Below are 15,038 nucleotides of genomic sequence, written 5' to 3'. Positions count from 1 at the left end.
TTATAGCAGCGCGGGAATGCTGCGTACCACAAACACTGTCGTCGTCCTGGCGAAGGCCGGGACCCATCACCACACATGCAAAGGCTGGAGCCCGATGGGGCCCCAGCCTTCGTCAAATCGGTAGCGGTGGTTATGGGTCCCGGCTCGCGCGGAGCCTGTCATCGGGCGCGCATTCGCGCGACCCGTTGGCTTGGCCGGGACGACAAGGATCAGCGCTCGACGAACGCCTTCTCGATCACGAAGTGACCGGGGGTGTTGCCGCTGCCTTCCTTGAAGCCGCGGGTCTCGAACAGCTGCTTCAGCTCTTCCAGCATGCCCGGGCTGCCGCACATCATGATGCGGTCGGTCTCGATGTCGAGCGGGCCCTGGTGCAGGTCGGTGAACAGCTGGCTGGAGGTGATCAGGTCGGTGATGCGGCCGCGGTTGCGGAACGGCTCGCGCGTCACGGTCGGATAGTACGACAGCTTCTCGGACAGCAGCGGCCCGAACAATTCGTCGTCGCGCAGCTTGGCGACCAGCTCCTCGCCATAGGCGAGCTCGGAGACCTGGCGGCAGCCATGCACCAGCAGGATCTGATCGTAGCGATCATAGACCTCGGGGTCCTTGATCAGGCTGGCGAACGGCGCGAGGCCGGTGCCGGTCGACAGCAGCATCAGCCGCTTGCCGGGAATGAGATTGTCGGTGATCAGCGTGCCGGTCGCCTTGCGGCCGACCAGGATGGTGTCGCCCTCGCGGATCTTCTGCAACTTGGACGTGAGCGGGCCGTCCTGCACCTTGATCGAGAAGAACTCGAGCTCTTCCTCGTGATTGGCGCTCGCCATCGAATAGGCGCGCAGCAGCGGCCGGCCGTCGACCTCGAGGCCGATCATGGCAAACTGCCCGTTCTGGAAGCGGAAACCGGAATCACGGGTCGCCCGGAAGCTGAAAAGCGTATCGGTCCAGTGCTGAACGGAAAGAACTTTCTCTCGATAGAACGCGCTCATGTGTTTTCGTTTTCTCGACTGACCAGATTTAGAATGGTTTGATTTCTAGACTGCTCGCGACGGCGCAGAAGTGGCCGAAATCACTGAAGATCTCGCGTGTCCATTGCGCCTATACGTGAGATAGTCAAGATCAACTGGCGTGCAATTGCGATCTCGGAATGGCAGTCGTTCGATTTCGCGCAGAGGTTCAACCACGACATCGTTAACGCGTGGTGCTGCACGTAATTTACTTGCTGATATCCGCGCCGATCTGGCAAATAATTGCTACGAAAACCGCGGCGAAGGGAAAATGATCTCGTGGTCCTGATCAGCCAGCGAATCTTCCTGGAAACCATCAAAAAATATTGTCTGGCGCGCGGAATCGCGGTCGAGGTGCGCTCCAGCGGCTGGCTGGTCATCATGACCAGGGGCAGCGAACGGCGGCTCGTGATCGGCTACGACATCGGGCTGAACAGCGCGGTCGCGCATCAGGTCGCCAACGACAAATCGGCCTGCGCCGAGGTGCTGGCATCGGCCGGCGTATCAGCCATTCCGCACACGCTGGTTCTCGGCGCGAAGCTCAGCAAGCACATCCCGGGATCGGACTCGCTGGAGGCGATGCAGCGTCTGCTCGACGAGCATCCGCGCGGGCTTGTCGTCAAACCCAACGAGGGGACATCCGGCGAGCTCGTCTTTCGCGTCACGACGCGCGGGCAGTTGGAGACCGCGGTCGCGCGCATCCTGGCCGCGCATCCGAGCCTTGCGATCTCGCCTTACGGCGAGATCGAGGACGAGGTGCGCGTGGTGCTGCTCGATGATCGCGCGCTGATCGTCTACGGCAAGACGCGCCCGTCGGTGATTGGCGACGGCGTCCATTCGCTGCGCGCGCTGGCGCAGGCGACCGCGACGGCGGAGCAGCTCGAGACCATCACCGAGGATTTTGACGCCGCCGCGCTCGACGCCATTCCACCGGCCGGCGAGCGGCGGCTGTTGAACTGGCGGCACAATCTCGATGCCGGCGCCGAGCCCGTGCTGCTCACTGACGACGCGACGCTTGAGGCCTGCGTCGCGCTCGCGATCAAGGCCGCGCAGGCCGTCGGCATCCGCTTTGCCTCGATCGACGTCGTGCGCATTGACGGCGCGTGGCAAATCCTCGAGGTGAATTCCGGGGTGAAGATGGAGGCACTGGGCCGCCGGCATCCGGCGCTGGTCGAGGCGGCGTATTCGGCGGCGCTGGATCAGGTGTTCGCGTAACTTCGTCGTCCCGGCCTAGTGCGCAATTGCCCACTAGGCCGGGACGACACGGGTGTTTACCCTACTGGTTCTCGTCGAGCACCTTGAAGGCCTCTTCGAGTTGCGGCGAGATCGCGACGTTGAGCTTCTCGCCGGTCGGCAGGCGGGCGACGAACCACTTGTTGTAGAGCGGGACGATGTCGCGGTTCGAGGCGAGCTTGCGGAATGCGCGCTCGACCACCTCCTTCATCTGCGGCTCGCCCTTGCGGTACATGATGCCGTAGGGATCGTAGGACAGATAGTCGCCGGTGACCCGGAACTTGTCCTGCGACTTGTGCCGCGCGATCAGGCCGTAGAGCAGGATGTCGTCGGTCGCGAACGCATCCGCCTTGCCGTCCACCAGCATCTGGTAGGACTGCTCGTGGTCGGGCGAGGTGACGATGTTGAGGCCGAGCTGTTGCTTGGCGTCGACATTGTGCATCGCCTGCTCGTTGGTGGTGCCCTTGGTCACCACCACCGTCTTGCCCTTCAGGTCGCCGACCTGGGTGACGCCCGAGGCCTTCGGCACCATCAGCTTGGTGCCGGCCACGAACATCAGCGGCGAGAACGCGACCAGCTTGCCGCGCTCGGCATTCGCCGTGGTCGATCCGCATTCGAGATCGATCTTCTTGTCGACGACCGCCGGGATGCGGTCGTCGGAAGTGACCTTGACATAGTCGACCTTGAGGTTGGCGTCGTCGACCTCGGTCCCGATCTCCTCGACGATCGCATCGCACAGCTCGAGGCTGTAGCCGATCGGACGGTTCGAGTGGTCGAGGAACGAGAACGGCGGCGAGCTCTCGCGATAGCCGATCCGCACCGTGTGCGTGGCCTTGATGTTGGCGAGCGTGGGGCTGAGCCCCTCGCCCGCCGGCTGTGCGGACACCGGTGCGGCGAGCAGGCTTGCTGCCAGCAAACATGCTGACAGCAGTAGCCTCTCAGCCCGTATCGGCCTCCAGCGGGCGCGATGCATGCATGCCTCCCGTCAATGGCCAGCCATCACGGCGCCGGGCACCGCATCCTGCGGCACCGCGTCGTCGGGCCCGAGCTCGTGCTCGGCCTTCAGCTCGCCCTCCCACTTCGCAACCACCGCAGTCGCCAGCGAGTTGCCGATCACGTTGGTGGCGCTGCGGCCCATGTCGAGGAAGGTGTCGATGCCCATGATCATCAATAGCCCGGCCTCGGGGATGTTGAACTGCGCCAGGGTCGAGGCGATCACCACCAGCGAGGCGCGCGGCACGCCGGCCACACCCTTCGAGGTGATCATCAAGGTCGCCAGCATCGCGAGCTGCGTGCCGAGCGACATCTCGATGTGGTAGGTCTGCGCGATGAAGATGCTCGCGAAGGTGCAGTACATCATCGTGCCGTCGAGGTTGAAGGAATAACCGAGCGGCAGCACGAAGGCCGAGATGCGCGAGGAGGCGCCGAACCGGTTCAGCCCCTCCAGCGTCTTCGGATAGGCCGCCTCCGAAGAGGCGGTCGAGAACGCGATCATCAGCGGCTCGCGGATCAGCCGCAGCAGGTGGCTGTAGCGTGGCCCGATCGCGATGAACCCGACGATGACCAGGATGCTCCACAGGATCAGCAGCGACAGATAGAAGCCGCCCATGAAGACGATGAGCTTCCAGAGCACGCCGAGGCCGTTCTTCGAGACGGTGGCCATGATCGCGGCCCACACCGCCAGCGGGGCGAACAGCATCACATAGCCCGTGACCTTGAGCATGATATGCGCGAGGTCGTCGATCAGGCCCATGATCGGCTTGGCCCGCTCAGGCATGGCGCCGAGCGCGACCGCGAAGAACACCGCGAACACCACGATCTGCAGGATCTCGTTTTGCGCCATCGCGTCCGCAATCGAGGTCGGGATCAAATGGGTCAAGAATTTCTCAAAGGAGAAAGCCGACACCGGCAGGCCGGTCGACTGCGCCTTGTCGGGCAGCGTGCCGGGGAAGTTGGCGCCGGGCTGCAGCAAATTGACCATCACGAGGCCGAGCAGCAGCGAGACAAATGATGCGGTGACGAACCAGCCCATGGTCTTGGCGAAGATGCGGCCGAGACGAGCGCCGCTTCCCATATGGGCGATGCCGCCGACGAGGGTTGCGAACACCAGCGGCGCGATGATCATCTTGATCAGGCGCAGGAACAGCATCGCAATCAAATTGACGTCTGCTGCGATCTCGGCACGGCTGTCAGGAAAGTAGTTGAAGACAATCGTCCCCATCGCGATGCCAAGGACCATCGCAATCAGGATGTACTGCGTAAACCTGTTCGACATTCTCTTACCCCCGTAAGTTCCCGACGAACGGCAAGTGTGGCAGATTTACGCAGCTAAGCAACACGCTTCGCGCCGAGCGGGCCTTTGCCGAAATGTTCCCGTTGTGGAATGCCAGCGCGAGGGCTAGCGTTCATGCAGCGCACAATCTGTGCAGAGAGCTGCGCGCACCGCAGTCAAACTGCATGCGAAACGACCAACGCAAGGGGAGACACCGCCAATGAACGACACCGTCAATCGCCAGATCCTGCTTGTTGAAAAGCCCACCGGCAAGCTTGGCCCCGAGCATTTCCGTCTGACCAAGGGTGCGATCCCCGAGCCGAAGGACGGCGAGGCGCTGGTGCGAACGCGCTACATCTCGCTCGACGCCGCCAACCGCGCCTGGATGCACGGCGCCACCTACCGCGCCGCGGTGGAAGCCAACACCGTGATGGCCGGCGGCGGCATCGCCGAGGTGGTGGCGTCGAAGGACCCCGGCCTGAAGCCGGGCGACATCGTGTTCGGCGACACCGGCTGGCAGGATTTTGCCGCGGTGCCCGCCAGGCATCTGACCAAGATGCCGAAGCTCGAGCCGATGACGCATCTGCTCAGCGTGTACGGCATCGCCGGCCTGACCGCCTATTTCGGCCTGCTCCATGTCGGCAAGCCCAAGGAGGGCGAGACCGTGGTGGTGTCGGCCGCCGCGGGCTCGGTCGGCTCGATCGTCGGCCAGATCTCAAAGATCAAGGGCTGCCGTGTCGTCGGCATCGCCGGCGGCAAGGACAAGTGCCACTGGCTGACAAGCGAGCTCGGCTTCGACGCCGCGGTCGACTACAAGGACGGCGCCACCTACAAGGCGCTGCGCGCCGCCGCGCCGAACGGTATCGACGTCTATTTCGACAATGTCGGCGGCGACATTCTGGAGGCGTGCCTCGCGCAGATGAACAATCGCGGCCGCATCGCCTGCTGCGGCGCGATCTCGCAATATGACGGCGTCCCCTCCGCGCACGGCCCGCGCGGCGTACCCGGCCTGATCGTGGTGAAGCGGCTCGTCATGCAGGGCTTCATCGTGATGGACTACATGGACCAGAGCCAGGCCGCCCTCGCCGACCTGCAGTCCTGGGTCGCCTCGGGCAAGCTCAAGGTGCAGGAGGACGTGATCGACGGGATCGAGAACACCCCGCAAGCGCTGATCGGGCTCTTAGCCGGCGAGAACCGCGGCAAGCGCATGGTGAAGGTGTAGGCGGCAGAGATAGCTCTCAATTCGTCATCCCCGCGCAAAGGCTTCGCCTTTGGCGTTGGAGGTGCGCCCTTGCGCGCCTCGAAAGATGCACGGCCCGGCTGCGGCAGCGCGGAGAAAGCCGGGCCGTTCGCCCTTCGAGACGGCCGCTTCGCGGCCTCCTCAGGGTGACGGGGAAAGTCTGAAATGGGCGGAGCTACTGGACCGCGCTCGGCCTTCTCTTACCTCGCCCCGCTTGCGGGGAGAGGTCGGATTGCATCTTTAGATGCAATCCGGGTGAGGGGGTACAGGCCTCGCAACTCGCACCTCCTGGTGGATGGAGCCCCTCACCCCAACCCTCTCCCCGTGAAGAACGGGGCGAGGGAGATCAGTGCACCGTGCCCGGCGCCTGCGGTGCGGCTTGCGGCGGCGCGACCTTGCCCTTCTTCGCCTTGCGCCAGTTCTCGAACGTCTGCACCACGACGAAGAATGCCGGCACGAACAGCACGGCGAGGCAGGTCGAGGCGATCATGCCGGAGAACACGGTGATGCCGATCGACTTGCGGGCGTTGGCGCCGGCGCCGGTCGCGAGCACCAGTGGCAGCACGCCGAGGATGAAGGCGAACGACGTCATCAGGATCGGCCGGAACCGGGCGCGCGCCGCATCGATCGCCGAATCCAGGACCGACCGCCCGTCGCGTAGATGGTGCTCGAGCGCGACCTCGACGATCAGGATCGCGTTCTTGGCCGACAGCGCGATCAACAGGATGATGCCGATCTGGGTGTAGAGATTGTTCTCGATCCGCAGGCTGAGCAGCACCAGCGTCGGGCCGAGCAACGACAGCGGCACGGCCAGGATCACCGAGATCGGTGCGTACCAGCTCTCATATTGTCCTGCGAGCACGAGGTAGACCAGTAACAGCGCCAGCGCGAACACATAGTAGATCTGGCCGCCGACCTCCTTCTCCTGGTACGACATCGCCGTCCATTCGAAGCCCGAACCCGGCGGCAGCGTCTTTGCCGCGATCTCCTCCATCAGCGTCATCGACTGGCCGGACGAATAGCCCTGCGCCGGCAGACCGATGATGGTGGCGGACGGATAGAGGTTGTAGAGGCTGATCAGCGACGGCCCGACCGACGGCGTGATCTTCGCCACCGTGCCGAGCGGGATCATGTCGCCATTGCTGTTGCGCACCATCATGTTCTCGATGTCGCGCAGCGACAGGCGGTACTGCGCCTCGGCCTGAGTATAGACCTGGAACGTGCGGCCGAACTTGGTGAACTGATTGACGTAGCTGGCGCCAAGATAGGTCGACAGCGCTGCGAAGATCTGGTCGGGGGTGACGTGCAGGATCTGCGTCTTGACCCGATCGACCTCGACGTCGAACTGCGGCACCATTGAACGGAACGACGACTGGACGCGTTGCAGCGCGCTCTGGGTCTGGGCATTGGCGACGATCGCCCCGGTGACCGCCTGCAGCTTGCCGTAATCGGCATTGCCGTCACGCAGCTCGACCTGCATGGCGAAGCCGGCGGCGTTGCCGATGCCCTGGATCGGCGGCGGCGGGATCACCAGGATGCGCGCCTCCGGGATCACCGCGAGCTTGTCGTTGAGACCATAGACCAGCGAACGCAGATCTTCGCCCGGCCCGCGGGCACTCCAGTCTTTCAGGATCAGATAGGCGACGCCGGCATTGGCGAGGCTCGAGGAGTTGTCGAGTGCGGAGATGCCGGCGATCGAGACCACCTGGTCGACACCGGGCGTCTTGCGGGCAATCTCCGTGACCCTGTCGAGCACCTGCTGGGTACGGTCGAGCGCTGCGCCGTCGGGCAATTGCACCGCGGCGAGCAGATAGCCCTGGTCCTCGATCGGGATGAAGCCGGTCGGCACCCGCGACAGGCCGTAGCCGGCGAGCCCGATGATAACAAGCGCGACCGCGACCGAGGTCTTGGCATGCCCGGCAATGCCGCCGACCAGCCTGGTATAGCCACGCTCCACCCGGTCATAGACCGCGTTGAAGCCGCGATAGAAGAAGTTGCGCTGTTCGGGCGGCGCGGGGGGGCGCAGCCACAGCGCGCACTGCGTCGGCTTCAACGTCGCGGCATTGACCGCGCTGAGCAGCGCGGTGGCGGCGATCACCAGCGCGAACTGCGCGTACATCCGCCCGGTCAGCCCCGGCAGGAACGCCGCCGGCAAAAACACCGAGATCAACACCAGCGTGATGCCGACGATCGGCGCGAACAATTCGTCCATCGCCTTGATCGCCGCGTCGTGGCCCGACATGCCGCGCTCGATATTGTGCGCGGCGCCCTCGACCACGACGATGGCGTCGTCGACCACGATGCCGATCGCCAGCACGATCGCAAACAGCGTCGAGAGGTTGATGGTGAAGCCGAGCGCGGCCATGCCTGCGAACGCGCCGATGATCGTGACCGGCACGGTGGTCGCCGGCACCAGCATCGCTCGCCAGTCCTGCAGGAAGATCAGGATCACGACCAGCACCAGCAAGCCGGCCTCGATCAGGGTCTTGTAGACCTCCTCGATCGAGGCGTTGACGAATTTGGTGGTGTCGAACGGCGTGTCGTATTGGATGTCCTGCGGGAACTGCTTGGCCAGCTCCGCCATCTTCTTCTCGACCGCCTTCTCGACCTGCAGCGCATTGGCGCCCGGCGACTGGAACACGCCGATGCCGGTCGCCGGCTTCTGGTTCAGCGAAAAGATCTGGCTGTAGGTCTGCGCGCCAAGCTCGACCCAGCCGACGTCGCGGACGCGGGTGACGTCGCCGACAGTGCCTGTCTTGACGATGATGTCCTCGAACTGGCTCTTGTCGTCGAGGCGGCCGTTGACGTTCAGCGTGTACTGGAACGCCTGCCCCGCCGGCGTCGGTGGCGCGCCGACCTGGCCGGCGGTGACCTGCTGGCTCTGCTGCTGGATCGCCTGGATGACGTCCTGCGGCACCAGCCCGCGGACCTGCAGCTTGTTCGGATCGAGCCAGACCCGCATCGAATACTGGCCGGCGCCGAACACCGTGACGTTACCGACGCCTGATAGCCGCGACAACTCGTCCCGGATGTTGATGGTGGCGTAGTTCGACAGGAACAGGCTGTCGTAGGTCCTGTTCGGCGAGGTTAGCGTCACGAACAGCAGGATCGAGGTCGACTTCTTCTGCACCGTGACGCCCTGGTTCTGCACCGCGGACGGCAGCTGCGCCAGCGCCGAGGAGACCCGGTTCTGTACCAGCACCTGCGCGAAATTGAGATCGGTGCCGATCTTGAAGGTCACCGTCAGCGTATAGGTGCCGTCAGCGCCGCTGTAGGACTGCATGTACAGCATATCCTCGACGCCGTTCACCTGCTGCTCGATCGGCAGCGCCACGGTGTCGACCACCGTCTTGGCCGATGCGCCGGGATAGCGCGTCGTCACCTGCACCGTCGGCGGCACCACGTCGGGATATTGTGCGACCGCGAGATTGTACAGCGCCACGCCGCCAAGCAGGATCATCAGGATCGCGATGACGTTGGAAAGGACCGGGCGCTCGATGAAGAATTTCGAGATCATGGCGCGTCCCTATTTGGCCGGTGCCGGCGCCGCGTCGCCCTTCTGCACCTGCGGATCGACCTTCTGCCCGGGGATCGCACGCAGCAGCCCGGCGGTCACGACGCGATCGTCCGCCTTCAGCCCGCTCTCGATGACGCGCAGGCCCGCGTCGAGCGGGCCGGTGGTGACCTTGCGCTGCTCGACCACATTGTCGGCGTTGACCACCAGCACGTAGCGGCCGGCCTGGTCGCTGCCGATCGCGACGTCGGGCACCAGCAGCGCGTTCTCCTGCTTGGTGAAGGGCACGCGAACGCGGACGTAGAACCCCGGCAGCAGCACGCGATCCGGATTAGGTATCAAGCCACGGACGGGAAGCGTTCCGGTCGACTGATTGACGGTCGGCGAGACGTAATCGAGCTTGCCCTTGTGCGGATAGCCGGTCTCGGTCTGCAGGCCGACCTCAACCGGCAGCTGTCTGATGTCGTTGACCGTCATGCCGAGGCGGCGCGCTTCGTCGCGCACCCGCTGCACGTCCTGTTCACTGACGTTGAAATTCACATAGATCGGGTCGAGCTGCACGATGGTGGCAAGCTGGGTGGGCGACGCCACGCCGACCAGTTCGCCGACCGAGACCAGATGGTTGCTGACGATGCCGTCGAACGGCGCTGCCACATTGGTGTAGCCGTAATTGACCGCGGCGATCTTGGTATTGACCTGGGCCTGCTGCAGACTGGCCTGCGCGTTGTCCCGCACCGAGGTCGAGCTATCCAGCGTCGACTGCGAGACCGCCTGGCGCTGCACCAGATCCGTCTGCCGCTTGAAGTCGGCCTCGGCCTGCTTCAGCGTCGCCTGCGCGCCGACTTCGGCCGCCTGCGCCTGCTCCAGTTTCAGCTTGTAGGTCTCCGGCTCGATCGTGAACAGGGTGGTGCCGTCCTTCACCTGAGCGCCGTCCTGATAGTTGATCGACTGCAGGAAACCTTGCACGCGCGCGACCAGATCGACGGTCTTGATCGGCGCGGTGTTTCCGGTGGCGTCCAGATAGCGCGTGATGGCGCGCTGCACCGGCGGCGCAACCTCGACCTTCGGTGGCGGAGGCGCAACAAAACTGTTTTGCTCGCAGGCACTTAAACTGACAAAGGCCGATATGACGAAAGCCGAACGCGTCAGTGGCGCGTTTCGCAGCCGCACAAAATTGCTCCGCATGAAATGTGCCGATGCGCGCGCATGCCTCATTTCCGAGCCTCAATTCAAATGACTTAATTCAAGGATAGAGATGTCGAAGCGAGCGAAAAAATCAGCCTGATTCTTTCATAGCAACAATCCGCTTGCAGCGGAACTCGAAACCGAAAATGATGCCGCTCGCGAAGGTTGTTAGAGCAAGACTTTTTCAGAACGCAGTTCAGTTGAGCCGGAGGCTTCCGGCGCGACGAGAGGATTTAGTCAGATGATCAATACGTTGACACGAGCAACGAAGCTATCCGCATGGCTTGCGCTTGCGGCAATGATGAGCACCGCACCGGCGATGTCGCAGGCGCCGAGCCAGGCGCAGCGCGACGCCATCAAGTCACAATGCCGCAATGATTATATCGCGCACTGCTCGAGCGTTCCGCCAGGCGGCGAAGCGTCGCTGCAATGTCTGCAGAAGAACATGGCAAGCCTCGCACCGGGTTGCGCCAGCGCCGTGAAGGCCGTGGAAGCGCCGGCCGCGGCGCCAAAGGCGGATACCGCGGCAGCCAAGACCGATGCAGCCAAGACCGACGCAGCTCCAGCGACGGCGGCCAAGCCCGCCGCTGAGGCCGCCGCACCGAAGGCGGCCGGGACACCGTCCAACGCGCAGATTTCCGCGATCCGCAGCGCGTGCCGCTCCGATTATCCCAAGGTCTGTGCGGGTGTGCCGACCGGCGGCGCGCCGGCGCTGCAATGCCTCGAGAGGAACAAGGCAAAACTCTCGCCGGCCTGCGAGAAGGCGGTGGCTGCCGCCGGCGGTGGCGCCGCGCCGGCCGCCGGCGCTGCTGCGACGACGGCTGCGCCGGCCGCGGCATCGGCGGCAGCGCCGACCGTGATCGTGCTGCGGCCGATGCGCCCGCGCGAAGAACTGTTCGTGCTGCGCTCGGCCTGCGGCGCCGATGTCCGCTCGATCTGCGGCGGCGTCCAACCCGGCGGCGGCCGGATCCTGCAATGCCTGGCGACCAATGCCGGCTCGCTCTCGCCGGAATGCCGCGACGTGCTGGCGCCGTTCGCGGCGCGGTAATCCTGTTGTCACGAGACTGACCGCAAAGGGAGCCAACGATGCTGCGTATTGTCCTGACCGTCGCACTGCTCTGCGGCACGACTGCCGTCTACGCCCAGGAGCTAACCAACGCCCAACGCGACGCCTGCATGGGCGACTACGAGAAGTTCTGCAAGAGCGTGACGCCCGGCGGCGGGCGCATCATCGCCTGCCTTGCCAAGCAGAGCGACAAGCTGACGCCGGCCTGCAAGAAGGTGCTGGCGGAGGCGGAAAAGAAGTAGCCGCGCAGGCGGTGAGACGACATGTGCCCGGCGATTGCCGGTCACGGAGCCGTAGCACCTTGTTGATCAATCACAGGCCAATCAAGCCTCACCCCGGGAGAGGGAATATTATGCGTTCATTTTTGCTGATCGTCGCGGCCATGTTGTCCTTTGCCGCGACCATGACCTTTGAATCCTCCGACGCCAATGCGGTGGTTTGCGCCCGCGGCGTCTATCGCGCCGGGTGCGCTGGCTATCGCGGCGCCGTCGTCGTCCGCAAGCCCGTCGTCGCCGGCTGCCGCTGGGTATGGGTCGGCGGCGTGAAGGTCCGCCGCTGCTACTGAGCCTTTCAGCGCCAACAGGATAGTCGCCTCGCGCATTTTCCCTCTGGCGTTCCCGCCGGAGGGAGATTAGTGTGGAGCCAAATAGTAAGTACACTGTCAATCTGGGAGGCAGACGTTGCGGATCGCCGTGATCGGCGGAGGGCCCGGCGGGCTCTATTTCGCCTATCTCTGGAAGAAGCGTCACCCTGACGCCGAGATCGATCTGTTCGAGCAGAACGCCGCCGGCGCCACCTGGGGCTTCGGCGTGGTGTTCTCCGAGCAGGCGCTGGACTTCCTGCGCGCCGACGACCCCGAGACGGTCGACGCCATCGCGCCGCGGATGGAGAGCTGGAAGAACATCACCCTCAACCTGCGCGGCGAGAGCGTCGAGATCGACGGCGTCGGGTTTTCCTCGATCGGCCGGCTGGAACTGCTGACGATCCTGCAGCAGCGCGTGCGCAGCGTCGGCATCACGCCGCGCTTCGACACCGTGGTGCAGGCGGTCGACGAGCTCAGGGGTTACGACCTGATCGTTGCCGCCGACGGGCTGAACTCGATGGTCCGCCGCGGCTTCGAGACCGCGTTCGGCGCGTCGGTCTCGCATTCGAGCAACAAATTCGCCTGGTACGGCACCACAAAACCTTTCGCGACGCTGTCGCAGACCTTTGTGGCAACCGAGCGCGGCAGCTTCAACGCCCATCATTACCGCTACGCCAGGGACATGAGCACCTTCCTGGTCGAGTGCGACGCGGCGACCTGGGTCGCCTATGACTTTGCCGACAAGAGCATCGAAGAATCGCAGGCGATCTGCGAAGACGTGTTTGCCGAAACGCTGGACGGCCACCGGCTGATCTCGAACAAATCGGTGTGGCGCAATTTTCCGTGGATCTGGAACGAGCGCTGGTCGCACGGCAACATGGTGCTGATCGGCGACGCCCTGCATTCGGCACATTTCTCGATCGGCTCGGGCACGCGGCTTGCGATCGAGGACGCGATCGCGCTGACCAAGGCGCTGGAGACCGAGGCCGACATCGCCGCCGCGCTTGGGCGCTACGAGAGCGAGCGCAAGCCGATCGTGAAGAAGCTCGTCACCGCGGCGCGGACCAGCGCCGACTGGTACGAGCATTTCCCCGCGCATATGAAGCGCGACCTGATGGACTTCGCCTACAGCTACATCACCCGCTCCGGCCGGATCGACGACGCGCGGCTGCGCGCGATGTCGCCCGGCTTCATGGCCCGCTATGAAGCCGCAAAGGGACACTCATGACAGGGATCGCCGACCAGGTTCCGCTGGACAATCCCGGTGCGCGCGAGATCGGCTTTGCGATACCCGAGCACTACAATGCGAGCCGCATCCTGTTCGACAATCTCGGCAATGGCAACGCTGAACGCCTGGCGCTGATCGGTCCCGCCGGGACGCGAACCTATCGCGAGCTCTGCACTGACGCGGCGCGCTGGGGCCGCGCCTTCACGTCGCTCGGACTAGAGCGCGGCGACCGCGTGCTGCTGTTCCTCGACGACACGCCGGCCTACCCGGCCGCATTCTTCGGCGCGGTGCGCGCCGGCTTCGTGCCGCTGCTGATCAACACGCTGACGACATCAGAGCTGCTGCAGTTCTATCTGTCCGACGCCGGCGCGCAGGTCGCCGTGACTGACGCCGAATTCTGCACGCGCTTCAACGCGGAGGCCTGCAAGGACACACCACTGCGCACGCTGATCGTGGTCAACGGCGCTGCCAGCGAGCATGCCGTGCCTGAGATGCGCAACGCCGGCGACTGGCTCCAGGCGTTTCCGGGCGAACTCGACGAGGCCGATACGCACCGCAACGAGATGGCGTTCTGGATGTATTCGTCGGGCTCGACCGGCCGACCCAAGGGCATCGTGCATCTGCAGCACGACATGGCCTATAGCGAGCTCGCCTTTGCCCGCAACGTGCTGAAGCTCGGGCCTGGCGATATCTGCTTCTCGGTGCCGAAGATCTTCTTCGCCTATGGCTTCGGCAATTCGATCACGTTTCCTTTCTCGGTCGGCGCCGCGACGCTGCTGCTGCCGGGCCAGCCGAAGCCGGCGGCGATCTTCGCGGCGATCGCGCAGTATCGGCCGACCGTGTTCTTCGGCCTGCCGACGCTCTACATCTCGCTGACCAAGGCCGAAGGCGCGGACGCTGCCGATTTCTCCTCGCTGCGGATGGCGGTCTCGGCCGCTGAGGTGCTGTCGGCCGATGTCTTCAACGGCTGGAAAGAGCTCACCGGGCTTGAGATCATCGAGGGCCTCGGCTCGACCGAGGTGCTGCACATCTATCTCTGCAACCGCGCGGAAAAGAAGAAGCTCGGCGCCGCCGGCCTGCGCGTGCCCGGCTACGAGATCATGCTGCGCGACAGCGACGGCCGCGAGGTCGACGACAATGAGGAAGGCATCTTGTGGGTGCGCGGCGATTCCGCGACGCCGCTGTACTGGAACCGGCCGGACAAGACCGCCGAGACCGTGCGCGAGGACGGCTGGATCTACACCGGCGACCGCTTTGTCCGCGACAGCGACGGCTTCCACTTCTTCCGCGGCCGCGCCGACGATCTGATCAAGATCTCCGGCCAGTGGGTCTATCCGCTCGAGGTCGAGCTCTGCCTCGCCGATCACCCCGACGTCCGCGAATGCGCCGTCTACGCCGCCGAACTGCCGGACCGCCGCATGACGCTGCGCGCCGTGGTGGTGATGAACAAGGGCGGCTTCGACACCGATGAGGCAACGCGGCGGCTGCAGGATTACGTCAAGGCGAAGCTGCTGCCCTACAAATATCCGCGCGAGGTGAAGTTCATCGACGAACTGCCGAAGACCGGCACGGGGAAGATCGACCGGCAGGCGGTGATGCGGATGTGAGGGCGCCAGACTGCTCAACACTGCCGCCACACATTCAGTGTCGTCCCGGCGAAAGCCGGGACCCATAACCACAAATCTTTATGGCGCGAAGGCTGGGGCCCCAGCTCAC

At 64.5% G+C, this 15,038-nt stretch carries 12 protein-coding genes; 7 read left to right on the top strand and 5 right to left on the bottom strand.

Annotation, left to right across the window (positions count from 1 at the left end; all coding sequences use genetic code 11):
• Positions 1–209 precede the first annotated feature (209 nt).
• Positions 210–983, bottom strand: a complete 774-nt coding sequence (locus tag WDM24_RS02410) for a ferredoxin--NADP reductase (protein ID WP_338830316.1) — start codon at positions 981–983, stop codon at positions 210–212.
• 297 nt (positions 984–1,280) lie between these two features.
• Here WDM24_RS02410 and WDM24_RS02405 point away from each other — a divergent pair, with 297 nt between their 5' ends.
• On the top strand, positions 1,281–2,216 hold the full coding sequence (locus WDM24_RS02405; protein ID WP_338830315.1) for a RimK-like protein: 936 nt from the start codon (positions 1,281–1,283) through the stop codon (positions 2,214–2,216).
• 61 nt (positions 2,217–2,277) lie between these two features.
• Here the strand turns inward: WDM24_RS02405 and WDM24_RS02400 are convergent, their stop codons facing one another.
• Both WDM24_RS02400 and WDM24_RS02395 read right to left on the bottom strand, forming a co-directional pair.
• Positions 2,278–3,207, bottom strand: coding sequence for an amino acid ABC transporter substrate-binding protein (locus WDM24_RS02400; protein ID WP_166299245.1), 930 nt, complete (start codon positions 3,205–3,207; stop codon positions 2,278–2,280).
• Positions 3,208–3,219: 12 nt separating this feature from the next.
• Positions 3,220–4,509 (bottom strand): dicarboxylate/amino acid:cation symporter, encoded by a 1,290-nt coding sequence (locus WDM24_RS02395; protein ID WP_166299246.1) that lies wholly within the window; start codon positions 4,507–4,509, stop codon positions 3,220–3,222.
• A gap of 217 nt (positions 4,510–4,726) precedes the next feature.
• Between WDM24_RS02395 and WDM24_RS02390 the strand changes: the two genes are divergently transcribed.
• Positions 4,727–5,728, top strand: a complete 1,002-nt coding sequence (locus WDM24_RS02390; RefSeq protein ID WP_338830314.1) for an NADP-dependent oxidoreductase — start codon at positions 4,727–4,729, stop codon at positions 5,726–5,728.
• 364 nt (positions 5,729–6,092) lie between these two features.
• On the opposite strand, the gene WDM24_RS02385 is transcribed toward WDM24_RS02390, so the two are convergent.
• Both WDM24_RS02385 and WDM24_RS02380 read right to left on the bottom strand, forming a co-directional pair.
• Positions 6,093–9,263, bottom strand: a complete 3,171-nt coding sequence (locus WDM24_RS02385; protein ID WP_338830313.1) for a multidrug efflux RND transporter permease subunit — start codon at positions 9,261–9,263, stop codon at positions 6,093–6,095.
• A gap of 9 nt (positions 9,264–9,272) precedes the next feature.
• Positions 9,273–10,445 (bottom strand): efflux RND transporter periplasmic adaptor subunit, encoded by a 1,173-nt coding sequence (locus WDM24_RS02380; protein ID WP_338830312.1) that lies wholly within the window; start codon positions 10,443–10,445, stop codon positions 9,273–9,275.
• A gap of 241 nt (positions 10,446–10,686) precedes the next feature.
• Between WDM24_RS02380 and WDM24_RS02375 the strand changes: the two genes are divergently transcribed.
• The 5 genes from WDM24_RS02375 (at position 10,687) to WDM24_RS02355 (ending at position 14,929) form a co-directional block, all read left to right on the top strand.
• A complete protein-coding gene (locus WDM24_RS02375; protein ID WP_338830311.1) occupies positions 10,687–11,493 on the top strand; it encodes a cysteine rich repeat-containing protein in 807 nt (268 codons plus the stop codon).
• Between the two features lie 38 nt (positions 11,494–11,531).
• The gene (locus WDM24_RS02370; protein WP_338830310.1) at positions 11,532–11,753 is read left to right on the top strand and encodes a cysteine rich repeat-containing protein; all 222 of its coding nucleotides are present in this window, start codon (positions 11,532–11,534) and stop codon (positions 11,751–11,753) included.
• Between the two features lie 110 nt (positions 11,754–11,863).
• Complete coding sequence (locus WDM24_RS02365) at positions 11,864–12,076, top strand: hypothetical protein (RefSeq protein ID WP_338830308.1); 213 nt, start codon at positions 11,864–11,866, stop codon at positions 12,074–12,076.
• A gap of 115 nt (positions 12,077–12,191) precedes the next feature.
• The gene (locus WDM24_RS02360) at positions 12,192–13,322 is read left to right on the top strand and encodes an FAD-dependent monooxygenase (protein WP_166299251.1); all 1,131 of its coding nucleotides are present in this window, start codon (positions 12,192–12,194) and stop codon (positions 13,320–13,322) included.
• Positions 13,319–14,929, top strand: a complete 1,611-nt coding sequence (locus WDM24_RS02355) for a benzoate-CoA ligase family protein (protein WP_338830305.1) — start codon at positions 13,319–13,321, stop codon at positions 14,927–14,929. The genes WDM24_RS02360 and WDM24_RS02355 overlap by 4 nt, the downstream gene beginning before the upstream one ends.
• Positions 14,930–15,038 lie beyond the last annotated feature (109 nt).

Source organism: Bradyrhizobium sp. 27S5 (genome assembly GCF_037217225.1).
GTDB lineage: Bacteria > Pseudomonadota > Alphaproteobacteria > Rhizobiales > Xanthobacteraceae > Bradyrhizobium > Bradyrhizobium septentrionale.
This window is presented reverse-complemented; position numbering and strand designations above follow the sequence as displayed.

What these genes read in the sequence shown, in the direction of transcription:
- WDM24_RS02410 (WP_338830316.1), bottom strand. Translation starts at nt 983, where the DNA reads ATGAGCGCGTTCTATCGAGAGAAAGTTCTTTCCGTTCAGCACTGGACC.
- WDM24_RS02400 (WP_166299245.1), bottom strand. Translation starts at nt 3,207, where the DNA reads ATGCATCGCGCCCGCTGGAGGCCGATACGGGCTGAGAGGCTACTGCTG.
- WDM24_RS02395 (WP_166299246.1), bottom strand. Translation starts at nt 4,509, where the DNA reads ATGTCGAACAGGTTTACGCAGTACATCCTGATTGCGATGGTCCTTGGC.
- WDM24_RS02390 (WP_338830314.1), top strand. Translation starts at nt 4,727, where the DNA reads ATGAACGACACCGTCAATCGCCAGATCCTGCTTGTTGAAAAGCCCACC.
- WDM24_RS02385 (WP_338830313.1), bottom strand. Translation starts at nt 9,263, where the DNA reads ATGATCTCGAAATTCTTCATCGAGCGCCCGGTCCTTTCCAACGTCATC.
- WDM24_RS02380 (WP_338830312.1), bottom strand. Translation starts at nt 10,445, where the DNA reads ATGCGGAGCAATTTTGTGCGGCTGCGAAACGCGCCACTGACGCGTTCG.
- WDM24_RS02375 (WP_338830311.1), top strand. Translation starts at nt 10,687, where the DNA reads ATGATCAATACGTTGACACGAGCAACGAAGCTATCCGCATGGCTTGCG.
- WDM24_RS02370 (WP_338830310.1), top strand. Translation starts at nt 11,532, where the DNA reads ATGCTGCGTATTGTCCTGACCGTCGCACTGCTCTGCGGCACGACTGCC.
- WDM24_RS02365 (WP_338830308.1), top strand. Translation starts at nt 11,864, where the DNA reads ATGCGTTCATTTTTGCTGATCGTCGCGGCCATGTTGTCCTTTGCCGCG.
- WDM24_RS02355 (WP_338830305.1), top strand. Translation starts at nt 13,319, where the DNA reads ATGACAGGGATCGCCGACCAGGTTCCGCTGGACAATCCCGGTGCGCGC.